Source organism: Streptomyces sp. NPDC007164, assembly GCF_040634135.1.
Taxonomy (GTDB): Bacteria; Actinomycetota; Actinomycetes; order Streptomycetales; family Streptomycetaceae; genus Streptomyces; species Streptomyces sanglieri.
The window spans coordinates 71,593-92,768 of record NZ_JBEYFB010000006.1; the positions used below are offsets into that span (position 1 = coordinate 71,593).

Annotated in this window: 19 protein-coding genes and 1 pseudogene; 15 read left to right on the forward strand and 5 right to left on the reverse strand. The window is 73.2% G+C overall.

The window, feature by feature from the left end:
- The first annotated feature begins 86 nt into the window (after positions 1-86).
- Complete coding sequence (locus ABZ622_RS11755; RefSeq protein WP_360542189.1) at positions 87-632, forward strand: XRE family transcriptional regulator; 546 nt, start codon at positions 87-89, stop codon at positions 630-632.
- Between the two features lie 12 nt (positions 633-644).
- Positions 645-1,352, forward strand: a pseudogene (locus ABZ622_RS11760) (helical backbone metal receptor).
- Here ABZ622_RS11760 and ABZ622_RS11765 read toward each other — a convergent pair.
- Positions 1,291-2,469, reverse strand: a complete 1,179-nt coding sequence (locus ABZ622_RS11765; protein ID WP_360542190.1) for a TDT family transporter — start codon at positions 2,467-2,469, stop codon at positions 1,291-1,293. The pseudogene ABZ622_RS11760 and the gene ABZ622_RS11765 overlap by 62 nt on opposite strands.
- Before the next feature lie 70 nt (positions 2,470-2,539).
- Here ABZ622_RS11765 and ABZ622_RS11770 point away from each other — a divergent pair, with 70 nt between their 5' ends.
- Entirely contained in the window at positions 2,540-3,463 is a 924-nt protein-coding gene (locus ABZ622_RS11770) for a LysR family transcriptional regulator (RefSeq protein WP_360542191.1), read from the forward strand.
- Between the two features lie 249 nt (positions 3,464-3,712).
- On the opposite strand, the gene ABZ622_RS11775 is transcribed toward ABZ622_RS11770, so the two are convergent.
- Entirely contained in the window at positions 3,713-4,408 is a 696-nt protein-coding gene (locus tag ABZ622_RS11775) for an FCD domain-containing protein (RefSeq protein ID WP_360542319.1), read from the reverse strand.
- 234 nt (positions 4,409-4,642) lie between these two features.
- On the opposite strand from ABZ622_RS11775, the gene ABZ622_RS11780 reads away from it, so the two are divergent.
- On the forward strand, positions 4,643-5,614 hold the full coding sequence (locus ABZ622_RS11780) for a DUF2510 domain-containing protein (protein ID WP_360542192.1): 972 nt from the start codon (positions 4,643-4,645) through the stop codon (positions 5,612-5,614).
- A 15-nt stretch (positions 5,615-5,629) separates the two neighbouring features.
- On the opposite strand, the gene ABZ622_RS11785 is transcribed toward ABZ622_RS11780, so the two are convergent.
- A complete protein-coding gene (locus ABZ622_RS11785; protein WP_360542193.1) occupies positions 5,630-6,832 on the reverse strand; it encodes an amino acid deaminase/aldolase in 1,203 nt (400 codons plus the stop codon).
- 517 nt (positions 6,833-7,349) lie between these two features.
- Here ABZ622_RS11785 and ABZ622_RS11790 point away from each other — a divergent pair.
- Complete coding sequence (locus tag ABZ622_RS11790) at positions 7,350-8,297, forward strand: hypothetical protein (protein WP_360542320.1); 948 nt, start codon at positions 7,350-7,352, stop codon at positions 8,295-8,297.
- Positions 8,294-9,490, forward strand: coding sequence for a type VII secretion-associated serine protease mycosin (mycP, locus tag ABZ622_RS11795; protein ID WP_360542194.1), 1,197 nt, complete (start codon positions 8,294-8,296; stop codon positions 9,488-9,490). Before ABZ622_RS11790 ends, mycP begins: the two co-directional genes overlap by 4 nt.
- Before the next feature lie 10 nt (positions 9,491-9,500).
- Here the strand turns inward: mycP and ABZ622_RS11800 are convergent, their stop codons facing one another.
- A complete protein-coding gene (locus tag ABZ622_RS11800) occupies positions 9,501-10,214 on the reverse strand; it encodes a serine hydrolase (protein ID WP_360542321.1) in 714 nt (237 codons plus the stop codon).
- Positions 10,215-10,321: 107 nt separating this feature from the next.
- Between ABZ622_RS11800 and ABZ622_RS11805 the strand changes: the two genes are divergently transcribed.
- Positions 10,322-11,050, forward strand: coding sequence for an SseB family protein (locus tag ABZ622_RS11805; protein WP_360542195.1), 729 nt, complete (start codon positions 10,322-10,324; stop codon positions 11,048-11,050).
- 109 nt (positions 11,051-11,159) lie between these two features.
- On the opposite strand, the gene ABZ622_RS11810 is transcribed toward ABZ622_RS11805, so the two are convergent.
- Positions 11,160-11,522, reverse strand: a complete 363-nt coding sequence (locus ABZ622_RS11810; RefSeq protein ID WP_124718752.1) for a DUF1844 domain-containing protein — start codon at positions 11,520-11,522, stop codon at positions 11,160-11,162.
- A 342-nt stretch (positions 11,523-11,864) separates the two neighbouring features.
- On the opposite strand from ABZ622_RS11810, the gene infC reads away from it, so the two are divergent.
- The 8 genes from infC to ABZ622_RS11850 all read left to right on the forward strand — a co-directional run bounded on the left by infC (position 11,865) and on the right by ABZ622_RS11850 (position 21,137).
- Entirely contained in the window at positions 11,865-12,563 is a 699-nt protein-coding gene (gene infC, locus ABZ622_RS11815) for a translation initiation factor IF-3 (protein ID WP_360542196.1), read from the forward strand.
- A 121-nt stretch (positions 12,564-12,684) separates the two neighbouring features.
- Positions 12,685-12,879 (forward strand): 50S ribosomal protein L35, encoded by a 195-nt coding sequence (gene rpmI, locus ABZ622_RS11820; RefSeq protein ID WP_072484441.1) that lies wholly within the window; start codon positions 12,685-12,687, stop codon positions 12,877-12,879.
- A gap of 113 nt (positions 12,880-12,992) precedes the next feature.
- Positions 12,993-13,376, forward strand: a complete 384-nt coding sequence (rplT, locus tag ABZ622_RS11825) for a 50S ribosomal protein L20 (RefSeq protein WP_072484442.1) — start codon at positions 12,993-12,995, stop codon at positions 13,374-13,376.
- A 121-nt stretch (positions 13,377-13,497) separates the two neighbouring features.
- The gene (locus ABZ622_RS11830) at positions 13,498-14,328 is read left to right on the forward strand and encodes an RNA methyltransferase (RefSeq protein WP_360542197.1); all 831 of its coding nucleotides are present in this window, start codon (positions 13,498-13,500) and stop codon (positions 14,326-14,328) included.
- Between the two features lie 89 nt (positions 14,329-14,417).
- Positions 14,418-15,578 carry a PAS domain-containing sensor histidine kinase gene (locus ABZ622_RS11835; protein ID WP_360542198.1) on the forward strand — a complete coding sequence of 387 codons (1,161 nt, stop codon included), beginning with the start codon at positions 14,418-14,420 and terminating at the stop codon, positions 15,576-15,578.
- A gap of 145 nt (positions 15,579-15,723) precedes the next feature.
- A complete protein-coding gene (gene pheS / locus ABZ622_RS11840) occupies positions 15,724-16,851 on the forward strand; it encodes a phenylalanine--tRNA ligase subunit alpha (RefSeq protein WP_360542199.1) in 1,128 nt (375 codons plus the stop codon).
- Entirely contained in the window at positions 16,851-19,364 is a 2,514-nt protein-coding gene (gene pheT, locus ABZ622_RS11845) for a phenylalanine--tRNA ligase subunit beta (protein ID WP_360542200.1), read from the forward strand. Before pheS ends, pheT begins: the two co-directional genes overlap by 1 nt.
- 423 nt (positions 19,365-19,787) lie before the next feature.
- Positions 19,788-21,137: a transcriptional regulator gene (locus tag ABZ622_RS11850; protein WP_360542201.1), complete on the forward strand. Its 1,350-nt coding sequence runs from the start codon at positions 19,788-19,790 to the stop codon at positions 21,135-21,137.
- Positions 21,138-21,176 lie beyond the last annotated feature (39 nt).

Sequence of the window (21,176 nt, forward strand, 5' to 3'; positions counted from 1 at the left end):
GACGTTCGTCATCCGGCCGACCTTGCGCAACCGAATGCGTAATGTGCTGGCAGCCGGAAGGATGACGAGTCGGGAGGGAGCCGGACATGGACGAGAAGGAAGCACTGCGCGTGGGCGCCGCGGTCCGCCGAAGGCGCAGAACCCTGGGGCTCACGCTGGCCGCGGTCGCCGGCCGCAGTGGTCTGTCCGTGCCGTTCCTCAGCCAGATCGAGAACGAGCGGGCCAGGCCCAGCGCCCGGTCGCTGGACCGGGTCGCCGAAGCCCTGGAGACCACCACGGCACGGCTGCGCGCCGCCGCGGACTCGGCGCGCGCCGTCGATGTCGTGCGGGCCGGCGAGGGCGACGGCGTACGCCGGGTGGTGCGGGGCCGCCATCAGCTCAGCGCCCTGGAGTTCACCGGGGAACTCGACCTCGGGCGCGAGTTCCAGCACCGCAACGACGAGGTGATGTACGTGGCACAGGGCGCCGCCGAGGTGGAGGCTGAGGGGCAGGCGTACCGGCTGGAGCAGGGCGACACCCTCTTCCTGTCCGGCGGCGTGCGGCACCGCTGGCGGGCCACCGTGTCCGGCACACGGCTGCTGGTCGTCGCGGTCGCCGAACACATCGACGCCACCTACGACCCGCGCCGCTGAGAGGGGTCCGCCGTGCGCGTCGTCTCCCTGGTTCCCTCGCTCACCGAGGCCGTCGCCGTCACCGCGCCCGGCCTGCTGGTCGGCGCCACCGACTGGTGCACCCACCCGGCCGGGCTGGCCGCGACCCGGATCGGCGGTACCAAGAACCCCGATGTTCCGGCCATTCTCGCGCTCCGGCCCGATCTGGTCGTCGCCAACTAGGAGGAGAACCGCGAGCCCGACCTCGCGGCGCTCCGGGCCGCCGGGACCGAGGTGCTCGTCACAAGGATCCGCACCCTCGACCAGGCCTTCGAGGAGCTGGACGGGCTCCTGGTCACCGCCTGCGGGCTGGCCAGGCCGCGCTGGCTGGACGAGGCCGAGGCTGCCTGGGCCGCGCTGCCGCCGCCCCGTGCGCCGCGCCGCGCGATCGTGCCGGTCTGGCGCAGGCCCTGGATGGTGCTGGGCCGCGACACCTTCGCCGGGGACCTGCTGGCCCGGCTCGGCGTCGAGAACGTCTACGCGGACCACGCCGAGCGCTATCCCCGTATCCCGCTCGACGCCCTCGAAGCGGCGGGCGCCGACCTGGTCGTCCTGCCCGACGAGCCGTACCGCTTCACCCCGGACGACGGGCCCGAGGCCTTCCCCGCACTGCCCGCCGCACTCGTCGACGGGCGGTACCTCACGTGGTACGGGCCGTCACTGGTGCGGGCGCCTGCGGCGCTGCGAGCAGCACTCCGCTGAACAGCCCGCGCAGCGTCCGCACCCCGGCCACCGCCCAGGCCGCCACCAGCAGGACGTACAGCGCGACGGCCAGCCAGGTGTACGCGGTGAGCCCGGTGTGCCGGGCCAGTCCGGCGGCGCCCGTGACACACGTACCGACGGGGAAGGTGAAGCCCCACCACGTCATGCCGAAGGTCATGCCGTTGCGCGCGGCCCGCACCACCAGCGCGACGGCCAGGGCCAGCCACAGCAGCGCGAACCCCATCACCGGCACCCCGTACAGCACGGCGAACACCTTGAGCCCCGAGACGTACGGCGCCCCGATCGCACCCTGCGCCACATCGGCGAGCTGGTTGACCGCGGTCGTCGACTGGCCGAGCGGGCCGAGGACCAGGAACAGCGTGGGAGTCAGCGCGAGCGGCAGCGGCCCCTGGTGGACGAGCCGGGCGAAGATCAGCGGCAGCATCACCAGCGTGGCCAGCAGACTCAGACCGAACATCGCGTAGCAGGCCAGCAGCATCGCCTCCCGCCACTGCCCGGCCGGCAGCTCCGGCACCAGCAGCGGGCCCAGAGCCGCGGAGACCATCGGCGCCACCACCGGCAGCAGCCACACCGGCGACGCGGTGCCGGGCTCGATCCGGTGGCGTACGACCATCAGATACGGGACGGCGACCGCGGCGGCCAGCCCGATCAGCGTGCCCGCCGTGTACAGCACCACGTCCAGGGCGAGCGCCGCCCGATGCCCGATCACGTCCTGGCCGACCACCATCGACGCACCGCCGACCGCCAGCAGGGCCATCGACAGACAGCCGTAGAACGGGGCGACGGCCGGGTCGAGCAGATGGCTGCGGGCCTGGTCGCGGTGGGCGATCCAGTGCCCGGTCCGGGCCGCGAGCACCGCGGCGAGCGCGACCGCCGCCAGCACCCACACCACCGTGCAGGCGGCCCGCAGCCCCGGCACGTGCACGGGCAGCGCGACTCCCGCGCTCGCGACGATCGAGGTCCCCATCACGGCCGCGTACCAGTTGGGGCCGAGGTACCGCAGGGCAGGAAGCCGCTCGGCGGCCGGAATCGAGGTCGAGGGCTGCCGCGGCTGATTCGACTGCTGCGTCTGCTGCGTCTGCGGAAAGATGGCCATGCCACGATTTTCCCGGCGAGGGCCGGGCCCCGCCAGGGAGTCCGCGTCTATGAGGTCATAAGGTGGCTTTATGGCCGGCGAAGCACATGTCCCTCTCTCCCACCGGATCCCCGACCTCGGAGCGCTGGAACTCCTGCTCGCCGTCGCCCGGCACGGCAGCCTGGGGCGCGCCGCCCGCGACGTCGGTGTCACCCAGCCCGCCGCCAGCAGCCGGATCCGCTCCATGGAACGGCAGCTCGGCGTGGCCCTGCTGGACCGGTCACCGCGCGGCTCCCGGCTCACCGACGCGGGCGCCCTGGTCACCGACTGGGCGCGCAGGATCATCGAGGCGGCCGAGGCCTTCGACGCCGGCGCACAGGCACTGCGCGACCGGCGGGACTCCAGGCTGCGGGTCGCCGCCTCCATGACCATCGCCGAATACCTGCTGCCCGGCTGGCTGATAGCGCTGCGCGCCGAACGGCCGGACACAGCGGTCTCGCTGCTGGCCGGGAACTCGGCGGCGGTGGCGGGCCGGCTGCTGGTCGGCGAGGCCGACCTCGGGTTCGTGGAGGGCCTGTCTGTACCGGAGGGGCTCGACGGCACGGTCATCGCCCATGACCGCCTCGTCGTCGTGGTCGCCCCGTCCCACGCCTGGGCCCGCCGGATGACCCCCCTCACCCCGCAGGAACTGGCCGCGACCCCGCTGATCCTGCGGGAGCACGGCTCCGGCACCCGCCAGGTCCTGGACGCGGCCCTCGCCGTGCACGGCGGCCTGGCCCAGCCGCTGCTCGAACTCTCCTCCACGACCGCGGTGAAGGGAGCGGCGGAGAGCGGCGCCGGGCCGTGCGTCCTGAGCGAACTGGCGCTCGGCGAGGAGCTGTCCTCGCGGCGCCTGGTCAAGGTCCCGGTCGCCCAAGTACGCCTGCGACGCCAGCTGCGCGCGGTCTGGCCCGCGGGCCACCGCCCGACGGGACCGGCCCGCGACCTGCTGTCACTGACCGCACGGGACGGCTGACCGGCCGCGCATACGATGGCGGGCGCCCGGGGTCGCGGCGAAGAACGCGCGGATGCATGTGATCTGCGCGGCCCCGACCTCGAGGCCGTCTTCACCGCCCACCCCGGGAACGCCGCACGCTGAGACGGCTGCCACGGCCGATGCCGGGACAGCCGCGGGCAATGGTGACGGACGAGACCTTTGCGTCCCTCCCGGGCAGGGACGAGACCTCTTGCGTCCCTCCACCGCACCGCACCGCAGCGGCCGGACTCAGGTCAGGAACCCGCGCAACAGCGCGGCCGTGCCCGCGCAGTGCTCGCGCATGACCGCGCGCGCGGCCTCCCCGTCCCCGTCGAGGACCGCCTCGACGAGGCTGGTGTGCTGGTGCTGCGAATGCTCAAGGTTCCGCACCAGCAGCGGTATGCAGTCCAGCAGGTCGTTGAGGGTGGCCCGGACGGCCGCGTACTGCGTGGTCAGCGACGCGGACCCGGAGAGCTCGGCCAGGGTCAGATGGAGCAGGGTGTCGCGCCTGCGGTAGTCCGTCAGAGGCGCCTCGTGAGTCGCCGCCAGGGCGGTACGCAGCCGGCCCGCGCCCTCGTCGTCGAGCCCCCGCGCCGCGCACAGCTCGGCCGCCCCGGCCTCCAGCACCTCGCGGAAGCGCAGCACATCCTCGATGTCGACGGAGGCGATCCTGCGGCGCAGCTCGTCCTCGCCGGGGCTGCCGGTGCGCCGCAGCACGAACGTGCCGCCGTACCGGCCGCGCCTGCTCTCCACCAGGCCCTGGTCCTGGAGGACCTTCAGCACCTCGCGCAGGGTGACCCGGCTGATCCCCAGCAGCTCGGCGAGATCGCGCTCGGCCGGCAACCGCCCGCCGCCCGGCACCAGCCCGAGCCTGATCACCTGGAGGATCTGCTCCAGCGCCTCCTCGAAGCCGTTCCCCGCCCGGACGGGCCGCAGTACGGGCATCAGGCGGTCGATGAACTCGCTTTCCCCGGCCACGCCCCGTTCCCCTTCCAGGCCGACGGCCGACCGTCCACGGCCGGCCGTCAATGGTTGATCCTCGCACCTTAAGGTCACCTTAAGTCCTCCGTCCGGCCCGGTGCGGGGCGTCCCCGGACGTACCGGTCACCGCACGCGGATGAATCGGACAGTCGGACAATCGGCCGGTCGGTGCCGGTGGCCGAACCCTAGAGTGTGGGGATGAGCAACGTGACACCACCCGGCTGGTATCCGGACGCCGCGACACCGGGCACCGACCGCTGGTGGGACGGCACGGCGTGGACCGCGCACACCCGCCCGGCCGCCGCGCCCCAGGCGTTCGGCCCGCCGGAACCGGTCGTCGCCGCACCCCAGGACTTCCGCCTCCCCGGGCCGGCCGCCACCGCACCCGGCAACGGCGGCGCCCCGGCCGGCCGGGGCACCGCCCGGATCGTCGCGCTCGCCGTGGCCGGGCTGATCGTCGTCGGCGCCGCCGTCACCGGAGCCGTCCTGCTCGGCGGGGACGACGACGGCAAGCGGCCCGAGGCCGGACCGGGCGGCTCCGTGACGCCCACCACCACCGTGACGGACACCCCGTCGCCCACCGGCTCACCGGCCGAGGACGACCCGAAGGTCCTCGTCGACCAGCTCAACGGCATCACCCTGCCGATCCCCGACGGCTGGGAGAAGCCCGACCGGACCGTCGAACCGGTGCTCACCATGCGCACCGTCAACTCCTACGCATGCCCCGGCAGCTCCTCCGACTTCTGCTACCACGCCACCGTGACCAGCCGCACCGCGAGCGCCACCGACATCACCTCGGCCGAGGAACTCGCCGAGCAGGACATCGCCACCGCCGCCGACGGCGCCTACGAGAAGAACATCGTCGGCAACCGGATCCACGGCGGCATCATGTCCCACAAGATGCTCGACTCCGCGTCCGTGAGCGTCGCCGGACGGGCCGGCTACCAGGTGCGCTGGCGGGTCGACACGGCCAAGGGGCCCGGCGGTTACGTGCAGTCGCTCGTCTTCCCGTCCCCGACCGGCAGCGAGTCGCTGATCATCGTGCGCTACGCCTTCGACGCGGGCCCCGACGGGCCGCCGCTCTCGCTCATGGACACCATCACCAAGGCGATCCGGCCGATCGGCGACAGTGCGACGAGTGGCGGCGCGGGCAGCTCGATCGCGCCCTGACACGGGCCGTCCGGCTCAGAGGAACGTACGGCCCTCGCCCCGGTACGTCGGCACCGTCGCGGTGATCCGGTCGCCCTCGATCAGCTGCAACTCGTCGAAGCGCTCGCACAGTTCACCGGCCTTCGCGTGCCGGAACCACACCTTGTCACCGATCAGCAGATCGTCGGCCGGGGCGCCGAGCAGCGGGGTCTGCACCTCGCCGGGCCCCTCCTGCGGGTCGTAGCGCAGCCCCTCCGGCAGATACGGGACGGGCAGCCGGTCCGGGCCCGCCGGACCGGACGCCGGATAGCCGCCACCGAGAACCGTCACCACCCCCACACCGGGCCGGCGAACCACCGGATGGGCGAACAGCGCCGCCGGACGGGCCGTGAACGATGTGTAGTTGTCGAACAGCCTCGGTACGTAGAGCCCCGACCCGGCCGCGATCTCGGTCACCGCGCGCTCCGCCGCAGTGTGCTGCACACTGCCCGTGCCGCCGCCGTTCACGAACTCCAGGTCCGGCGCCACCGCCCGTACCGCACGCACCACTTCGGCCCGCCGGACGGCCAGCTCCCGGCGGCCCGCGGCCTGCATCAGCCGGACCGCCCGGGAACGCAGCGGCCTGCCCAGGACAGAATCCCCGACCCCGGCGATATGACCCTCGTACGCCATCAGGCCCACCAGCCGGAACCCCGGCCGCCGTGCCACCGAGCGTGCCAGCTCCGCCAGTTGGGCGGGGGAGCGGAGCGGGGAGCGCAGGGCACCGACCCTGACCCGGCCGCCGAGCAGCCGGAGCGAGGTGTCCAGTTCCAGACAAACCCGGATCTCCTCGCCGCCACCCGCCCGCGCCGCGTCGATCAGCTCCAGCTGCGCGTGGTCGTCGACCATCACTGTCACCGCGGCGGCCAGCTTCGGATCGGCGGCCAGCTCGGCGAGGGCGGCCCGGTCGGCCGTCGGATAGGCCAGCAGCACATCCTCGAACCCGGCCCGCGCCAGCCACAGCGACTCCGCCAGCGTGAACGACATGATCCCGGCGAACCCGGGCCGCGCGAGCACCCGTTCCAGCAGGGCCCGGCAGCGCACCGACTTGCTCGCCACCCGGATCGGCTTCCCGGCCGCCCGGCGGACGAGGTCGTCGGCATTGGCGTCGAACGCGTCGAGATCGACGACGGCGATCGGGACGTCCAGATGGGCGGTGGCCCGGTTGTAACGGGTCCGGTCAGCGGCACGGGCAGTCATGGCCGCAGCTTGCCAGACGTCCGTACCGCTGGGTAGGGGGATGATCTGCGCAGAACGTCCGGGACGGGAAGCCGCCCGCTCCCGCCGGGGCCTTTGCACCCCGTAGAGTGACGGCACGCGGCAACCAACGGGCCTGCCTGTTACGTCGATCCGCGCACGGTACGGAACGGGACCAGGGGGGCGGATGAGTACCGAGGCGCAGCGCGCTCCTGTCCCGCCCCACCCCGAGACCCCGCCATCAACGCCCCCGGCGCCCCCGGCGTCTCCGGCGCAGGACCCCGCGGCGGCTGCTACGACTCCGGCGGGCGCACCCGTTCCGACGAGCCGGAGCACACCACCGTCCGCGGCGACCGTCCCGCCGGTGGAGACCACGGCCCGCCTGCGACCGGTACCCCCGGCCCCCACCCCCGACGCGCCCGCGCCCGCGGCTCCGCCGGTCGCCACCACGCCTGCGCCCACCGCTCCGCCGCGCCCCGAGCAGCCGCCCGCCGTGACCCGTCGGCGGCCCGTCGGCGCCGTGGACCTCACCCCGCGCCCCGGAGCCGCCCCGCCGCCGGCCGGACCGGCGCCCGCCTTCCCGTACGCACACCAGCAGCAGCACCAGCAGCCGAACCAGCACCAGCAGCCGCACCAGCAGTTCCCGCCGTACGTCCTGCCCCGCCCCGAGACGCCCGCCGAGACCACCACCCGGCTGCGCCCGATCCGGACCCGGCACCCCGCCAGGACCGCGACCGCCGCGGCCTGTGTCGTGCTCGGGCTCGGACTGATCGGAGGCGCGGCCACCGGCGCCTGGCTCACCAGCGACTCCTCGGCCGACGCCGTCGCCCACAGCACCTACACCGTGGGACGCTCCGCCTGGCACAGCGTCCCCGTGGACACCCTCTTCCCCCGCACCCTGACCGGCGACGGAGCGGGCCCCGGCGGCGCCGACCGGGTCTGGACCCGGATCGCCGTCGCCCCGGACAGCGGCTGCCGGGCCGGCCTGGACCCGCTGCTGGCCCGGACCCTCGGCCCGGTCGGCTGCGCCCGCATGCTCCGCGCCACCTACACCGACGCCACCGCCAGCAGCGTCACCACGGTCGGGCTGATCTTCACCGAGGGCGACGAGGCGGCGATGAAGGCGCTGAGTACCCGCTTCACCGGCCAGCACCTCGGCCGGCGCACCGACCTGATGCCCCGCACCTACCCCGTCAAGGGCACGGCAGCCGCCGGATTCGGCGACCGGCAGCGCGCCAGCTGGACCGTCCACGTACTGACCGATGTGCCCGTCGTCGTGTCCGCCGTGTCCGGCTTCGCCGACGGGCGCACCGTCACCGACCCGCAGCCCGTCGACAGGGCCATGGCCGCGAACGCCACGACGGCCGCCGCCCAGGCCGGGCTCGGCAACGAGGCCAAGGGCATCGCCGACCGGATCGAGCGCGGTCTGCGCAGGACCGTCACCGACCTCACGGAGAAGCCGGAATGAGCCGCCGCACCCGCCGCCACCGCGCCCTGGGCGCGGTCTGCGCCGCCACCGCGTTCGCGCTCCTGCCCGCGGCACCGGCCCGCGCCGACGCCATCCGGGACCAGCAGTGGGGCCTCCAGACACTCCACACCGACCAGGCGTGGCGGACCACCAAGGGCCGGGGCATCACCGTCGCCGTCGTCGACACCGGGGTCGACGGCAACCTGCCCGATCTGACCGGCCAAGTACTGCCCGGCAAGGACATGATCGGCTTCGGCGCCCGCCGCGGCGATCGCTCCTGGGCTCGCCACGGCACCGCGATGGCAGGCATCATCGCAGGTCACGGCCATGGAGCGGGACGTGATGACGGGGTGCTCGGCATCGCGCCCGAGGCGAAGATCCTCCCGGTCCGGGTGATCCTCGAAGCCTCCGACCCGTCCCGCGCCAAGGCCCGGGAGTCACGCGGCACGGCCCTCGCCGACGGCATCCGCTGGGCCGCCGACCACGGCGCCGACGTCATCAACCTCTCGCTCGGCGACGACAGCAAGTCCGCGCACCCCGAGCCCGGCGAGGACGCCGCCATCCAGTACGCGCTGAAGAAGGGGGCCGTCGTCGTCGCCTCCGCGGGCAACGGCGGCGAGAAGGGCGACCACATCTCGTACCCCGCCGCCTACCCCGGCGTGATCGCGGTCGCCGCCGTCGACCGGTACGGCACCCACGCCGCGTTCTCCACCCGCCGCTGGTACGCCACCGTCAGCGCACCCGGGGTCGACATCGTCGTCGCCGCACCCGACCAGCAGTACTACGTGGAGTGGGGCACCTCCGCCGCCTCCGCGTTCGTCTCCGGCGCCGTCGCCCTGGTCCGCGCCGCGCATCCGGGACTCTCGCCCGCCCAGATCAAGAAGCTCCTCGCGGACACGGCCCGCGGCGGCCCGGCGTCCGGCCGGGACGACGCCCGCGGGTACGGCATCGTCGACCCCGCCGCGGCCATCGAGGCCGGCGCCGCGCTCCGCCCCGCCGGCCTGCGCGCCGAATCCACCGGGGCCGGCTACCGGAAGCGCTACTTCGGCGCCGGTCCCGCTCCCGAGCACCACGAGAGCAGCCCCGCTGGCTGGCTCGCGGCCGGTGCGGGCGGTCTCGGAGCGGTGCTGCTGGCCCTGGCGGTGGTGCTCTGGCGCGACAGGGGCCGCGGCCCGGCCTCCGTACGGGGCTGACCGCCGCGGCTCACCGCGCCCTGCCGAGCACTCCCACCGCCGCTTTCGCCACCGCCTCGACCAGCGCGATCCCGGACTCCTTCGTCGGCTGCCCGTCCGAGAGCACCGCCACCAGACAGGTGCGCCCGTCGGCCCGGACCCGGCCGATGCTGTTGATGTCCCACAGCCCGGTCGTCGTCCGTGGCATCCAGCCGTTCTTCAGCGCCCAGCCGTCGCCCGCCGCCGACACCCCCCACCGCTGACCGGCCTCGACCCGCTCCATCAGTCCCCGCAGATACGCGCGGGACTCCACGCTCAGCTCCGACTCCGTGCCGAACACCGCCCGCAACAGCGTCAGCCGGTCCGCCGCCGTGGTCCGGGTCAGCCCCCAGGCGTGCGCCGCCTTCGTCCCGGTCAGGCCCAGGCGGGCATTGGCCGCGTCGAGCGCCGCCGGACCGCCGATCTGCCGCAGCAGCGCGGTGGTGCGGGCGTTGTCGCTCCGCTCGATCATGGCGGCGGCCCGCTCGTGCTCGACCGCGGTGAGCGCGCGCCCCTCGTCCTGGGCGATCAGCAGCAGCGCCGCGACCAGATCCACCTTGACGACACTCGCGGTGTCGAACGAACCGTCCCCGTGGACCGCCCGCGCCCCGCTGCCGGTGTCCAGCACGGCGACCGACACCCGCACACCGTCCGCACCGGCCGTCAGCGGCTCCACCGCCGCGGTCAGCGCCACGTCGAGATCCACCTCCCGCTCCTCACCCTCCGTCGCCGTGACCCGGGCGGTCCGGCGGCCGGTACGGACGATACGGACCTGTCGACGGGGCGGCACGGCCCAGGCACTAGGCTCGCCCCGTGGCGCAGAAGAACATTCCGGACCCCGGATACTCCGACGACGACGGCACGGCCGACCCGGCACTGGCGACGGCACTTGCCGCCTGGGCCGAGGACCGCAAGGCCGTCGGCCCGGTACTCGAAGCCCTCAGGGGCGCCCGGCTCCTCGTCCCGGTCGTCGCCGTGCTGGGCGAGGTGGAGGAGGACGAGAACGGGCTGCGCCGCGAGAAGACCAGCGACATGGCCGTCCCCACCCTCCAGGCCGGGGACCGCCGGGCCCTGCCCGCCTTCACCTCGACCGGCTCACTGGCCCGCTGGGATCCCCAGGCCCGCCCCGTCGCCGTACCCCTGCACCAGGCGCTGCAGGCGGCCGCGCACGAGAAGGCGGACACGGTCGTCCTCGACCTCGCCGGCCCGGTCGCGTTCGAGCTGACCGGCTCCGCGCTGCTCGCCCTCGCCGAGGGCCGTACCAGCGCCGACCCGCTGGACGACCCCGCCGTCACCTCGGCGGTGCGGAACGCGGTCGCCGCCGAACCCGCGGTGCTCCGGGCCCACCTCGGACCGGGCCGGGCCGACGGCACCCTCGCCCTGGTACTCGTCCCCGGCGCCGAGCCCGCCGAGGCGGCCCGCCGGGTCGCGGACGCGCTGGCGGCCGACGAGGTGCTGCGCGCCCGCCTGGTGCGCGGCCTGGACCTGGCACTGCTCCCGGCCGACGCCGCCGCCCCGGGAGAGCCGCTCTTCACGCGCTGATCGCGCCGTACGCAAAGAGTCCCCTGCCCGGACGGGCAGGGGACTCGGCAGTTTTCGCGGGACCGCAGAAAGCAGTCTTCGCGGGACCGCAGAAACAGGAGGGCGGGGCTCAGCCGAAGACGGGACCGGTGTACTTCTCGCCGGGGCCCTGACCGGGCTCGTCCGGTACGAGCGACGCCTCGCGGAACGCGAGCTGCAGCGACTTCAGGCCGTCCCGCAGCGGGGCCGCGTGGAAGGAGCTGATCTCGGTGGCGCTGCCGTCCAGCAGACCGGCCAGTGCGTGCACCAGCTTGCGGGCCTCGTCGAGGTCCTTGTGCTCGTCGCCGTCCTCGGTCAGCCCGAGCTTCACGGCGGCGGCGCTCATCAGATTGACCGCGACCGTGACGATCACCTCGACCGCGGGCACCTCCGCGATGTCGCGGGTCATGTCGTCGAAGCCGGGGGAATCACTGGTGGGGGTCGCGTCACTCATGGGCCATACGATAGGCCCACCCCGGGGCCGTCCCGTCCGCGGGAGCGGCGGGCGGGAGCCGGTTAGCGCCCGCCCGGGGGAGCTGCTAACCTTGTGTAACGACCGGCTGGGCAGCTATGTGCCCGGCCCACAAGTGGAGGCTCCGATCTCCCACCTGACTGTCCTCCGGGACGGCGGGTCATCCGGTCAGGCGGTGGCCATCGTTCCGTACGGACGATGGGACCGCCCGATGCGCCCCGCGGTTGACCGCGGTGGTTCCGGTTGTTCCAGGAGCCCCGCCTGTGTCCCGTCCGGGGCATTTTTCTTGCCCTCGTGCGGTTGGTCCAACGAAACAGACGTTACGTGGCTGTCTGCCAGGCGGCCGCGTGGTGCTACCGAGGAGGATCCATCAGCGCCGAGCCCCGCATCAACGACCGGATTCGCGTTCCCGAGGTGCGACTTGTCGGTCCCAGCGGCGAGCAGGTCGGGATTGTTCCGCTTGCCAAGGCCCTGGAACTCGCACAGGAGTACGACCTCGACCTGGTCGAGGTGGCGGCGACCGCCCGTCCGCCCGTGTGCAAGCTCATGGACTACGGGAAGTTCAAGTACGAGTCGGCCATGAAGGCCCGTGAGGCGCGCAAGAACCAGGCGCACACGGTCATCAAGGAGATGAAGCTCCGGCCGAAGATCGACCCGCACGACTATGACACCAAGAAGGGTCACGTCGTCCGGTTCCTCAAGCAGGGCGACAAGGTCAAGATCACGATCATGTTCCGTGGTCGTGAGCAGTCCCGCCCCGAGCTGGGCTTCCGACTGCTCCAGCGTCTGGCTTCGGATGTGGAGGAACTCGGCTTCATCGAGTCCAACCCGAAGCAGGACGGCCGGAACATGATCATGGTTCTGGGCCCGCACAAGAAGAAGACCGAAGCCATGGCCGAGGCCCGCGAGGCTCAGGCCGCCCGCAAGGCGGAGCGTCAGGGTTCCACCCCCGACGCCGAGGCCGCGGACGAGGTTGCCGAAGCGCAGCCCGAGGCTCCGGCCGAGACACCTTCCGAGGCCTGACCTCAGGGGGCCGCCATCCAGGCGGCCCCGGGTCACCCCGGAATTCCCACCAAGATCTGACGCCCCTGCTGCCCGGTGCCCGCACCGCGAGGGGCGCCACTGACGAGGAGAGAACGGCGCGATGCCGAAGAACAAGACGCACAGCGGTGCCAGCAAGCGCTTCAAGATCACCGGCTCCGGCAAGGTGCTCCGTGAGCGCGCCGGCAAGCGCCACCTTCTTGAGCACAAGTCGTCCAAGAAGACCCGCTCGCTGACCGGCACGGTCGTAGTGGCTCCGTCCGACGCCAAGAAGATCAAGAAGCTTCTCGGCAAGTGAGTTCGCGGCCCGCGGTGAATCCGCGGGCGGTGAATTCGAGACCGGGACCAATTCGTTTCCGGGCTGGCTGCGTCGACACCGCGAACACCAGCCCCGCTACAAGGAGTTAAAAAGTGGCACGCGTCAAGCGGGCAGTAAACGCTCACAAGAAGCGCCGGGCAATCCTCGAGCAGGCCAGCGGCTACCGCGGCCAGCGCTCCCGCCTGTACCGCAAGGCGAAGGAGCAGGTCACCCACTCCCTCGTCTACAACTACAACGACCGCAAGAAGCGCAAGGGCGACTTCCGTCAGCTGTGGATCCAGCGCATCAACGCCGCTGCCCGCCAGAACGGCATGACGTACAACCGCCTCATCCAGGGTCTGAAGGCCGCCAACATCGAGGTGGACCGCAAGATCCTGGCCGAGCTCGCGGTCAACGACAGCAACGCGTTCGCCGCCCTCGTCGAGGTTGCCCAGAAGGCCCTCCCGAGCGACGTCAACGCCCCGAAGGCCGCCTGATCCAGGCCGCACTGTCTTCCGTTCCGGACCCGCAGGCGCTCGCCGTCTGCGGGTCCCGTGCGTTGCACGACACGTTCCGTACGTCCGCCACCTCCGTATGCAGAGAGGCTCGCCGCCGACCATGGGCACCCCCGAACTGATCTCCCCGCGATCGCCACGCGTCGCCGCCGCCCGGCGGCTGGCCAGGCGCAACTTCCGCGGCAAGGAGCGCAGGTTCATCGCCGAGGGGCCGCAGGCCGTGCGCGAGGCCGCCGAGCACCGCGGCAGCGACGGCGAGCCGACCCTGATCGAGCTGTTCGCCACCGTCGAGGCGGCCGAGCGGTACGCCGACATCGTCGCCGCGGCCCACACGGCCGGCGCCCGGGTGCACCTCGCCGACAGCGAGGTGCTAGCCGATGTGTCGCAGACCGTCACCCCGCAGGGCCTGATCGGCGTCTGCCGCTTCCTCGACTCCCCGTTCGACGCGATCCTCGCCGCGCGGCCGAAGCTGGTCGCCGTCCTCGCCCACGTACGCGACCCCGGGAACGCCGGGACGGTGCTGCGCTGCGCCGACGCGGCGGGCGCCGACGCCGTCGTGCTCACCGACGCGTCGGTGGACCTCTACAACCCCAAGTCGGTCCGGGCGTCGGTCGGTTCGCTCTTCCATCTGCCGGTCGCCGTGGGTGTCCCGGTCGAGCAGGCCGTGCGGGGACTGCGGGCGGCGGGGGTACGGATTCTCGCCGCCGACGGCGCGGGCGACGACGACCTCGACGACGAACTCGACGCGGGCACCATGGGCGGGCCGACCGCCTGGGTGTTCGGCAACGAGGCCTGGGGCCTGCCGGAGGAGACCCGGGCACTGGCCGACGCCGTGGTGCGGGTGCCCATCCATGGCAGGGCGGAGAGCCTCAACCTCGCGACGGCGGCAGCCGTATGCCTGTACGCCTCCGCGAGGGCCCAGCGCCCGCGGTGACATCGCAGGGTGTCGCCGGGTCACCGACGACTAGTAGGGTGGCGAACTCGGGGGCCCACTGCACCGGTTCGAGAGGTGGGGTACGGGATATGGCTGTCGGCATGAGCAGGCCGCGCGAGACACATACGGCTGTCGTGCGCGCCTGCGAACCCGCCGGCGGCGCGGGCGACGCGGCCGAGAATCCGGAGCCCGGAGTCTTCGACATGGGGATCGACCCCGACGACCTGCCCGACGGCCTGGCCGTCGCCGACGAGACCGGCCGGATCATCTGCTTCAACGCCGCGGCCACCCGGATCACCACGGTGCCCCGGGCCGCCGCCCTCGGCCGCGCCCTGGAGCACGTACTGCCGCTGGAGGACCTCAAGGGCCGCCGCTGGTGGACCCTGACCGACCCCTACGACGGCCTCGCCACCCGGGTCGGCCAGCCCGAGCGCAATCTGCTGCTGCCCGGTGGCCGGGAGGTCCTGGTCTCCGCCCGCTACGTGCGCGAGCACCCGACCGGGCCGGTGCGCCGGGTGGTGGTCTCGCTGCGCGGCACCGAGGCCCGCCGCCGCAACGAACGCAGCCACGCCGAGCTGATCGCCACGGTCGCCCATGAGCTGCGCTCCCCGCTGACCTCGGTCAAGGGCTTCACCGCGACGCTGCTGGCCAAGTGGGAGCGGTTCACCGACGACCAGAAGCGCCTGATGCTGGAGACGGTCGACGCCGACGCCGGCCGCGTCACCCGGCTCATCGCCGAGCTGCTCGACATCTCCCGGATCGACTCCGGACGCCTGGAGCTGCGGCGCCAGCCCGTGGACCTGTCCCTCGCCGTCGAACGCCACGTCCAGGCCCTCACCGCCACCGGCCAGGACCCCGACCGCTTCCTCGTCCGCACCTGCCAGCCGCTGCCCGCGGTCTGGGCCGACCCGGACAAGGTCGACCAGGTGCTCGGCAACCTGCTGGAAAACGCGGTGCGCCACGGCGAGGGAACCGTCACCATTGAAGTCGCACCCGCACCCGCGAGCGACGAGAAGGGAACGGCGGTCACCGTGAGCGACGAAGGCCCCGGCATCCCCGAGGAGTCGATGGGCCGTGTCTTCACCCGCTTCTGGCGGGGGAGCAAGCGCGGCGGTACGGGCCTGGGCCTCTACATCGTCAAGGGCATCGTCGAGGCGCACGGCGGCACGATCACGGTCGGCCGCGGCCCCGGCGGCGGCGCGGAGTTCCGATTTATCCTGCCCGTGAGCGCGCCGGCCTACCTGGTCTGAGCGGCCCACGGGCCTCCCACACATCCTGTGGCCCTTAGACTCGACCTTTGGCACCTTTGCGTCCTCCAGTCGTCGATCGGGGCCATGGGGGTCCGGGGCCTTCCCCGGTAAGCGCAGTATCAGCCAATCGGAAGCACGGGAAGAGATGTCGGCACCGAACAAGTCGTACGACCCAGTCGAGGTCGAGGCACTGAAACCGGAAGAGATCGAGCGCATGCGGGACGAGGCGTTCGCCGCCTTCGCCGCCGCCGGTGACCTCGACGCGCTCGCCCAGGCGAAGACCGCGCACACCGGGGGTACCTCGCCGCTGTCGCTCGCCAACCGCGAGATCGGCGCACTGCCGCCGCAGGCCAAGGCCGAGGCGGGCAAGCGCGTGGGCCAGGCCCGCGGCGCCGTCTCCAAGGCCCTCGCCGCCCGTCAGGCGGAGCTGGAGGCCGAGCGGGACGCCCGCGTGCTGGTCGAGGAGGCGGTGGACGTCACGCTGCCGTACGACCGCACCCCGGCCGGCGCCCGCCACCCGCTGACGACCATCATGGAGCGCGTCGCGGACGTCTTCGTGGCCATGGGCTACGAGGTCGCCGAGGGCCCCGAGGCCGAGGCGGAGTGGTTCAACTTCGACGCCCTGAACTTCGTGCCCGACCACCCGGCCCGGCAGATGCAGGACACCTTCTTCGTCCAGGGTCCCGACGGCGCCAGGAACGACGAGTCCGGGGTCGTGCTGCGCACCCACACCTCGCCGGTCCAGGCCCGCTCCCTGCTCGACCGGGAACCGCCGGTCTACGTCGTCTGCCCCGGCCGCGTCTACCGCACCGACGAGCTCGACGCGACGCACACCCCGGTCTTCCACCAGATCGAGCTGCTGGCCGTCGACGAGGGCCTCACCATGGCCGACCTCAAGGGCACCCTGGACCACATGGTCCAGGCGCTCTTCGGACCGGACATGAAGACCCGGCTGCGGCCGAACTTCTTCCCGTTCACCGAGCCGTCCGCCGAGATGGACATGGTCTGCTACGTCTGCCGCGGCGCGTCCGTCGGCAACCCGGACCGCCCCTGCCGCACCTGCGGCAGCGAGGGCTGGATCGAGCTCGGCGGCTGCGGCATGGTCAACCCCAAGGTGCTCATCGCCTGCGGCGTCGACCCCCAGAAGTACAGCGGATTCGCCTTTGGGTTCGGCATCGAACGGATGCTGATGTTCCGCCACAACGTAGAAGACATGCGAGACATGGTCGAGGGTGACGTCCGGTTCACCCGGCCGTTCGGGATGGAGATCTGATGCGCGTCCCGCTTTCCTGGCTGCGGGAGTACGTCGACCTGCCGGCGACGGAGACCGGCCGTGACGTACAGGCCAAGCTCGTCGCCGTGGGTCTGGAGGTCGAGACCGTCGAGCAGATCGGCGCCGGCCTCAAGGGCCCGCTGGTCGTCGGACAGGTACTGACCATCGAGGAGCTGGAGGGCTTCAAGAAGCCCATCCGCTTCTGCACGGTCGACGTCGGCGGCGCCAACGGCACCGGCGAGCCGCAGGAGATCGTCTGCGGCGCCCGCAACTTCTCCGTCGGCGACAAGGTCGTCGTGGTCCTCCCGGGCGCCGTGCTGCCCGGTGACTTCGCGATCGCCGCGCGCAAGACGTACGGCAAGACCTCGCACGGCATGATCTGCTCCACCGACGAGCTCGGCATGGGCGACGACGGCACGCACGGCATCATCGTGCTGCCGCCGGAGCACGAGGCCGGCACCGACGCGATCGAGCTGCTCCAGCTCGTCGACGAGGTCCTGGACATCGCCGTCACGCCGGACCGGGGCTACTGCCTCTCCATGCGCGGCGTCGCCCGCGAGACCGCCATCGCGTACGGGCTGCCGCTGCGCGACCCGGCGCTGCTGGACGTGCCCGCGCCGAACGCGTACGGCTACCCGGTCAAGGTCGCCGACCCGATGGGCTGCGACCGGTTCACCGCGCGCACCGTCGTCGGCCTCCAGCCCGAGGCCCGCTCCCCGATCTGGCTCCAGCGCCGGCTGCAGAAGGCCGGGATGCGCCCGATCTCGCTCGCCGTCGACATCACCAACTACGTGATGCTGGAGCTCGGCCAGCCGCTGCACGCCTACGACCGCACCCGTGTCGACGGGCCGATCGGGGTGCGCCGCGCCCAGCAGGGCGAGAAGCTCACCACCCTCGACGGCACGGTCCGCGTCCTGGACGCCGAGGACCTGGTCATCACGGACAACCGCGGGCCGATCGGCCTCGCGGGCGTCATGGGCGGTGCCAACACCGAGATCGCGGACGTCCAGGACGGCGAGCACCGCAGCACCGAGGTCGTCATCGAGGCCGCGCACTTCGACGCGATCTCCATCGCCCGGACCGCGCGCCGCCACAAGCTGTCCTCCGAGGCGTCCAAGCGCTTCGAGCGCGGCTCGGACCCGCAGGCCGCCGCGGCCGCCGCGCAGCGCACCGTGGACCTGCTGGTGCTGCTCGCCGGCGGCACCGCCGAGGCCGGGGTCACCGAGGTCAGCGCACCGTCGGCGCCCCGCACCATCGCGATGCCCGCGAACCACCCCGACAAGGTGGCCGGCGTCGACTACGGCCGCGAGACCGTCGTACGCCGCCTCCAGGAGGTCGGCTGCGACGTCTACGGGCAGGACGAGCTGATCGTCACCGTGCCGTCCTGGCGCCCCGACCTCACCGAGCCGAACGACCTCGCCGAAGAGGTCATCAGGCTGGAGGGCTACGAGAACCTCCCGTCCACCCTCCCGACCCCGCCGTCCGGCCGCGGGCTCACCGACCGCCAGCGGCTGTACCGCAGGGTCGGCCGGGCGCTCGCCGGAGCCGGCTACGTCGAGGCGCTGAACTACCCGTTCATCGGCGAGGCCGTCCTCGACCAGCTCGGGCTCGACGCCGACGACGCCCGCCGTCGTACCGTCAAGCTCGTCAACCCGCTCTCCGACGAGGAGCCGGCGCTGCGCACCACGCTGCTGCCGGGCCTGCTCGGCGCACTGCGGCGCAACGACGGCCGCGGCGCCCACGACCTCGCGCTCTTCGAGACCGGCCTGGTCTTCAGACCGACCGGCAACGAGACCAAGCCCCTCCGGCTGCCCGTCGACCGCCGTCCCACCGACGAGGAGATCGCCGGACTCGATGCCGCGCTGCCGCGCCAGCCGCGCCACGCCGCGGTCGTCCTCACGGGCGCCCGCGAGCAGGCCGGCTGGTGGGGCAGGGGCCGCCCGGCCGACTGGGCGGACGCCATCGAGGCCGCCCGCACGATCGCCCAGGAGGCGGGCGTCGAAGTGACCGTGCGCAGCGACCGGCGCCAGCCGTGGCACCCGGGCCGCTGCGCCGCGCTGTACGTCACGGTGAACGGCGAGGAGACCCTGTTCGGTCACGCCGGTGAGCTGCACCCGCGGGTCGTCAAGGACCTCCACCTGCCCGAGCGCACCTGCGCCATGGAGGTCGAGCTCGATGTCCTGGAGCAGGCCGTCGACGGCGCGCTCCAGGCGCCCCGGATCTCCACCTTCCCGGTGGCGACCCAGGACGTCGCGCTGATCGTCGCGGAGAACGTCCCGGCCGCCGATGTGGAGCGGGCGCTGCACGAGGGCGCGGGCGAACTGCTCGAATCGGTGCGGCTGTTCGACATCTTCACCGGTGAGCAGATCGGTGCGGGCCGCAAGTCGCTCGCGTACGCGCTGCGCTTCCGCGCGGCGGACCGCACGCTGACCGTGGACGAGGCGTCGGCCGCGCGCGACGCGGCGGTGGCCCTGGCCGCCGAGCGGACGGGCGCGGTGCTGCGGGGCGCGTAGCGTTCCGTACGAATACGGCGAGGAGGGGCGCATCCGGTGATCGGATGCGCCCCTCCAGCCATGCTCGCCGAACGGCGTGGACCGCACGCGGGCCCCGGCGCGACCCGGGGGAACCCGGCTCCGAGCCGATCCCGCAGCCACCCTCCGATCCGTGGGCAGTGGGCCGTGCGGTCCGGCGCCGTCCGCGCTGCCACGGAGTGTCGGGCAGGTCGGCAGCGCGGACGGCGCGGTTGCGGGTCGTCGTGCTGTACGAGGGGGAGCAGACGACCCGTCCGCCTCTTGCGAGACGACTGATTCAACCGATCCGCGCGCCGGCGCAACAGGGTGCGCAGCGGGACGGTTCGGGCATTGCGTTCACACCCCGTGTGAATCGTGCTCCACTGGTGCGACACGCCTCGGCGTGCCGAACCACCGGAGGGGCACATGGGGGCAACGGAGCCCAACATTCTGCTGGCTGCCCTGATCGAGGAGGCGGGCGTCTCCCGGGCGGGTCTCGCCGCGCACATCAACCGGGCCGGCCGCCCCCGCGGACTGCGCCTGCGGTACGAACACACCGCGGTGGCCCGCTGGTTGAAGGGCCAGCGCCCGCGCGGCCAGGTGCCCGACCTGATCTGCGATGTGCTCGGCAACCGGCTGAGCAGGCCCGTCTCGCTGGACGACATCGGCATGGCGGCCCCGGGCACCGGCTCTCCCGTGCCCGGCTCCTCGCTCACCGGCTTCGTCGAGCGGGCCACCGCGCTGTGGCGCTCCGACGAGGCGCAGCGCCCGCACGCCCTCGCCCCGGCCGCCGTCACGGGCACCACGGCGGTGATGCCGGTCTGGGAGTGGGAGAACCCGCCGGAGGACACCGATGTCTCCCGCGACGGGGCGAGCCGGGTCTCCATGGCCGACATAGTGACTCTGCGCGCAGCCCGTACCCACTACGAACTGATGTACCGCCGGGCGGGCGGAATCGCGACCCGGTCCCGCGTCGTCGGCTTCCTCAACGCCGAGACCGCCCCGTTGCTGCGTGGCGGTTACAGCGACGCGATGGGCCGCCGGCTGTACCGGGCGGCGGGCGGGCTGGTGGCGGTCGCGGGGATCTGCGCGTACGACTCCGACGCGCACGGGCTCGCCCAGCGCTACTTCCACCAGGCGCTGCGGCTGGCCAAGGCGAGCGGGGACCGGGGGCTCGGCGGCTATGTGATCGCCCTGCTGGTCAACCAGTCGCTCCTCCTCGCCGACTACCGGCAGTCCGTGGCCTTCGCCCAGGCGGCGCTGCGGGCCACCACCGGACACTTCAGCCCGGCGCTCGCCGCCGATCTGTACGCGATGCAGGCCAAGGCGTACGCCCGCCTCGGCGACGCGAGCGGGGCCCGGGAGTGCATCCGGCGGGCCGAGTCGGAGGCCGGGCGCATCCTGCCGGGCCGGGAGCCGGACGAGACGGGCTACGTGCAGCCGGGCCTGGTCGATGTGCAGGTGGCCGAGGCGCTGCTCGGCATCGGCGATCTGCCGGGGGCCCGGGAGCACGCGGCGAAGGCGGTACGGATTCCGGCGCACGACCGGGGCCGGGTGCACCGGCTGGCCATGCTGACCCATATCGAGCTGCGCCAGGGCGAGGCGGACCGGGCGGCGGCCACCGCGGTGGAGATGGCGGAGCGGGCCGGGGGCATGGAGTCGCGGCGGCTGCGCGACCGGCTGCGCGCCGTGCGCGAGGACCTGATGGCGAGCGGCTGCGCGGATGCGGGGCGGGCCGCCGAACTGATCGACGGGGCGTTGCGCGTACCGCTGTGAGTGCGGAGCCGGGGGACCTGAGTGTGGAGCCGGGGGTAC

Excerpts from the sequence above, each read along its gene's own strand:
- ABZ622_RS11755 (WP_360542189.1), top strand. The coding sequence starts at position 87 with ATGGACGAGAAGGAAGCACTGCGCGTGGGCGCCGCGGTCCGCCGAAGG.
- ABZ622_RS11765 (WP_360542190.1), bottom strand. The coding sequence starts at position 2,469 with ATGGCCATCTTTCCGCAGACGCAGCAGACGCAGCAGTCGAATCAGCCG.
- ABZ622_RS11770 (WP_360542191.1), top strand. The coding sequence starts at position 2,540 with ATGGCCGGCGAAGCACATGTCCCTCTCTCCCACCGGATCCCCGACCTC.
- ABZ622_RS11775 (WP_360542319.1), bottom strand. The coding sequence starts at position 4,408 with ATGCCCGTACTGCGGCCCGTCCGGGCGGGGAACGGCTTCGAGGAGGCG.
- ABZ622_RS11780 (WP_360542192.1), top strand. The coding sequence starts at position 4,643 with ATGAGCAACGTGACACCACCCGGCTGGTATCCGGACGCCGCGACACCG.
- ABZ622_RS11785 (WP_360542193.1), bottom strand. The coding sequence starts at position 6,832 with ATGACTGCCCGTGCCGCTGACCGGACCCGTTACAACCGGGCCACCGCC.
- mycP (WP_360542194.1), top strand. The coding sequence starts at position 8,294 with ATGAGCCGCCGCACCCGCCGCCACCGCGCCCTGGGCGCGGTCTGCGCC.
- ABZ622_RS11810 (WP_124718752.1), bottom strand. The coding sequence starts at position 11,522 with ATGAGTGACGCGACCCCCACCAGTGATTCCCCCGGCTTCGACGACATG.
- rpmI (WP_072484441.1), top strand. The coding sequence starts at position 12,685 with ATGCCGAAGAACAAGACGCACAGCGGTGCCAGCAAGCGCTTCAAGATC.
- ABZ622_RS11830 (WP_360542197.1), top strand. The coding sequence starts at position 13,498 with ATGGGCACCCCCGAACTGATCTCCCCGCGATCGCCACGCGTCGCCGCC.
- ABZ622_RS11835 (WP_360542198.1), top strand. The coding sequence starts at position 14,418 with ATGGCTGTCGGCATGAGCAGGCCGCGCGAGACACATACGGCTGTCGTG.
- pheS (WP_360542199.1), top strand. The coding sequence starts at position 15,724 with ATGTCGGCACCGAACAAGTCGTACGACCCAGTCGAGGTCGAGGCACTG.
- pheT (WP_360542200.1), top strand. The coding sequence starts at position 16,851 with ATGCGCGTCCCGCTTTCCTGGCTGCGGGAGTACGTCGACCTGCCGGCG.
- ABZ622_RS11850 (WP_360542201.1), top strand. The coding sequence starts at position 19,788 with ATGGGGGCAACGGAGCCCAACATTCTGCTGGCTGCCCTGATCGAGGAG.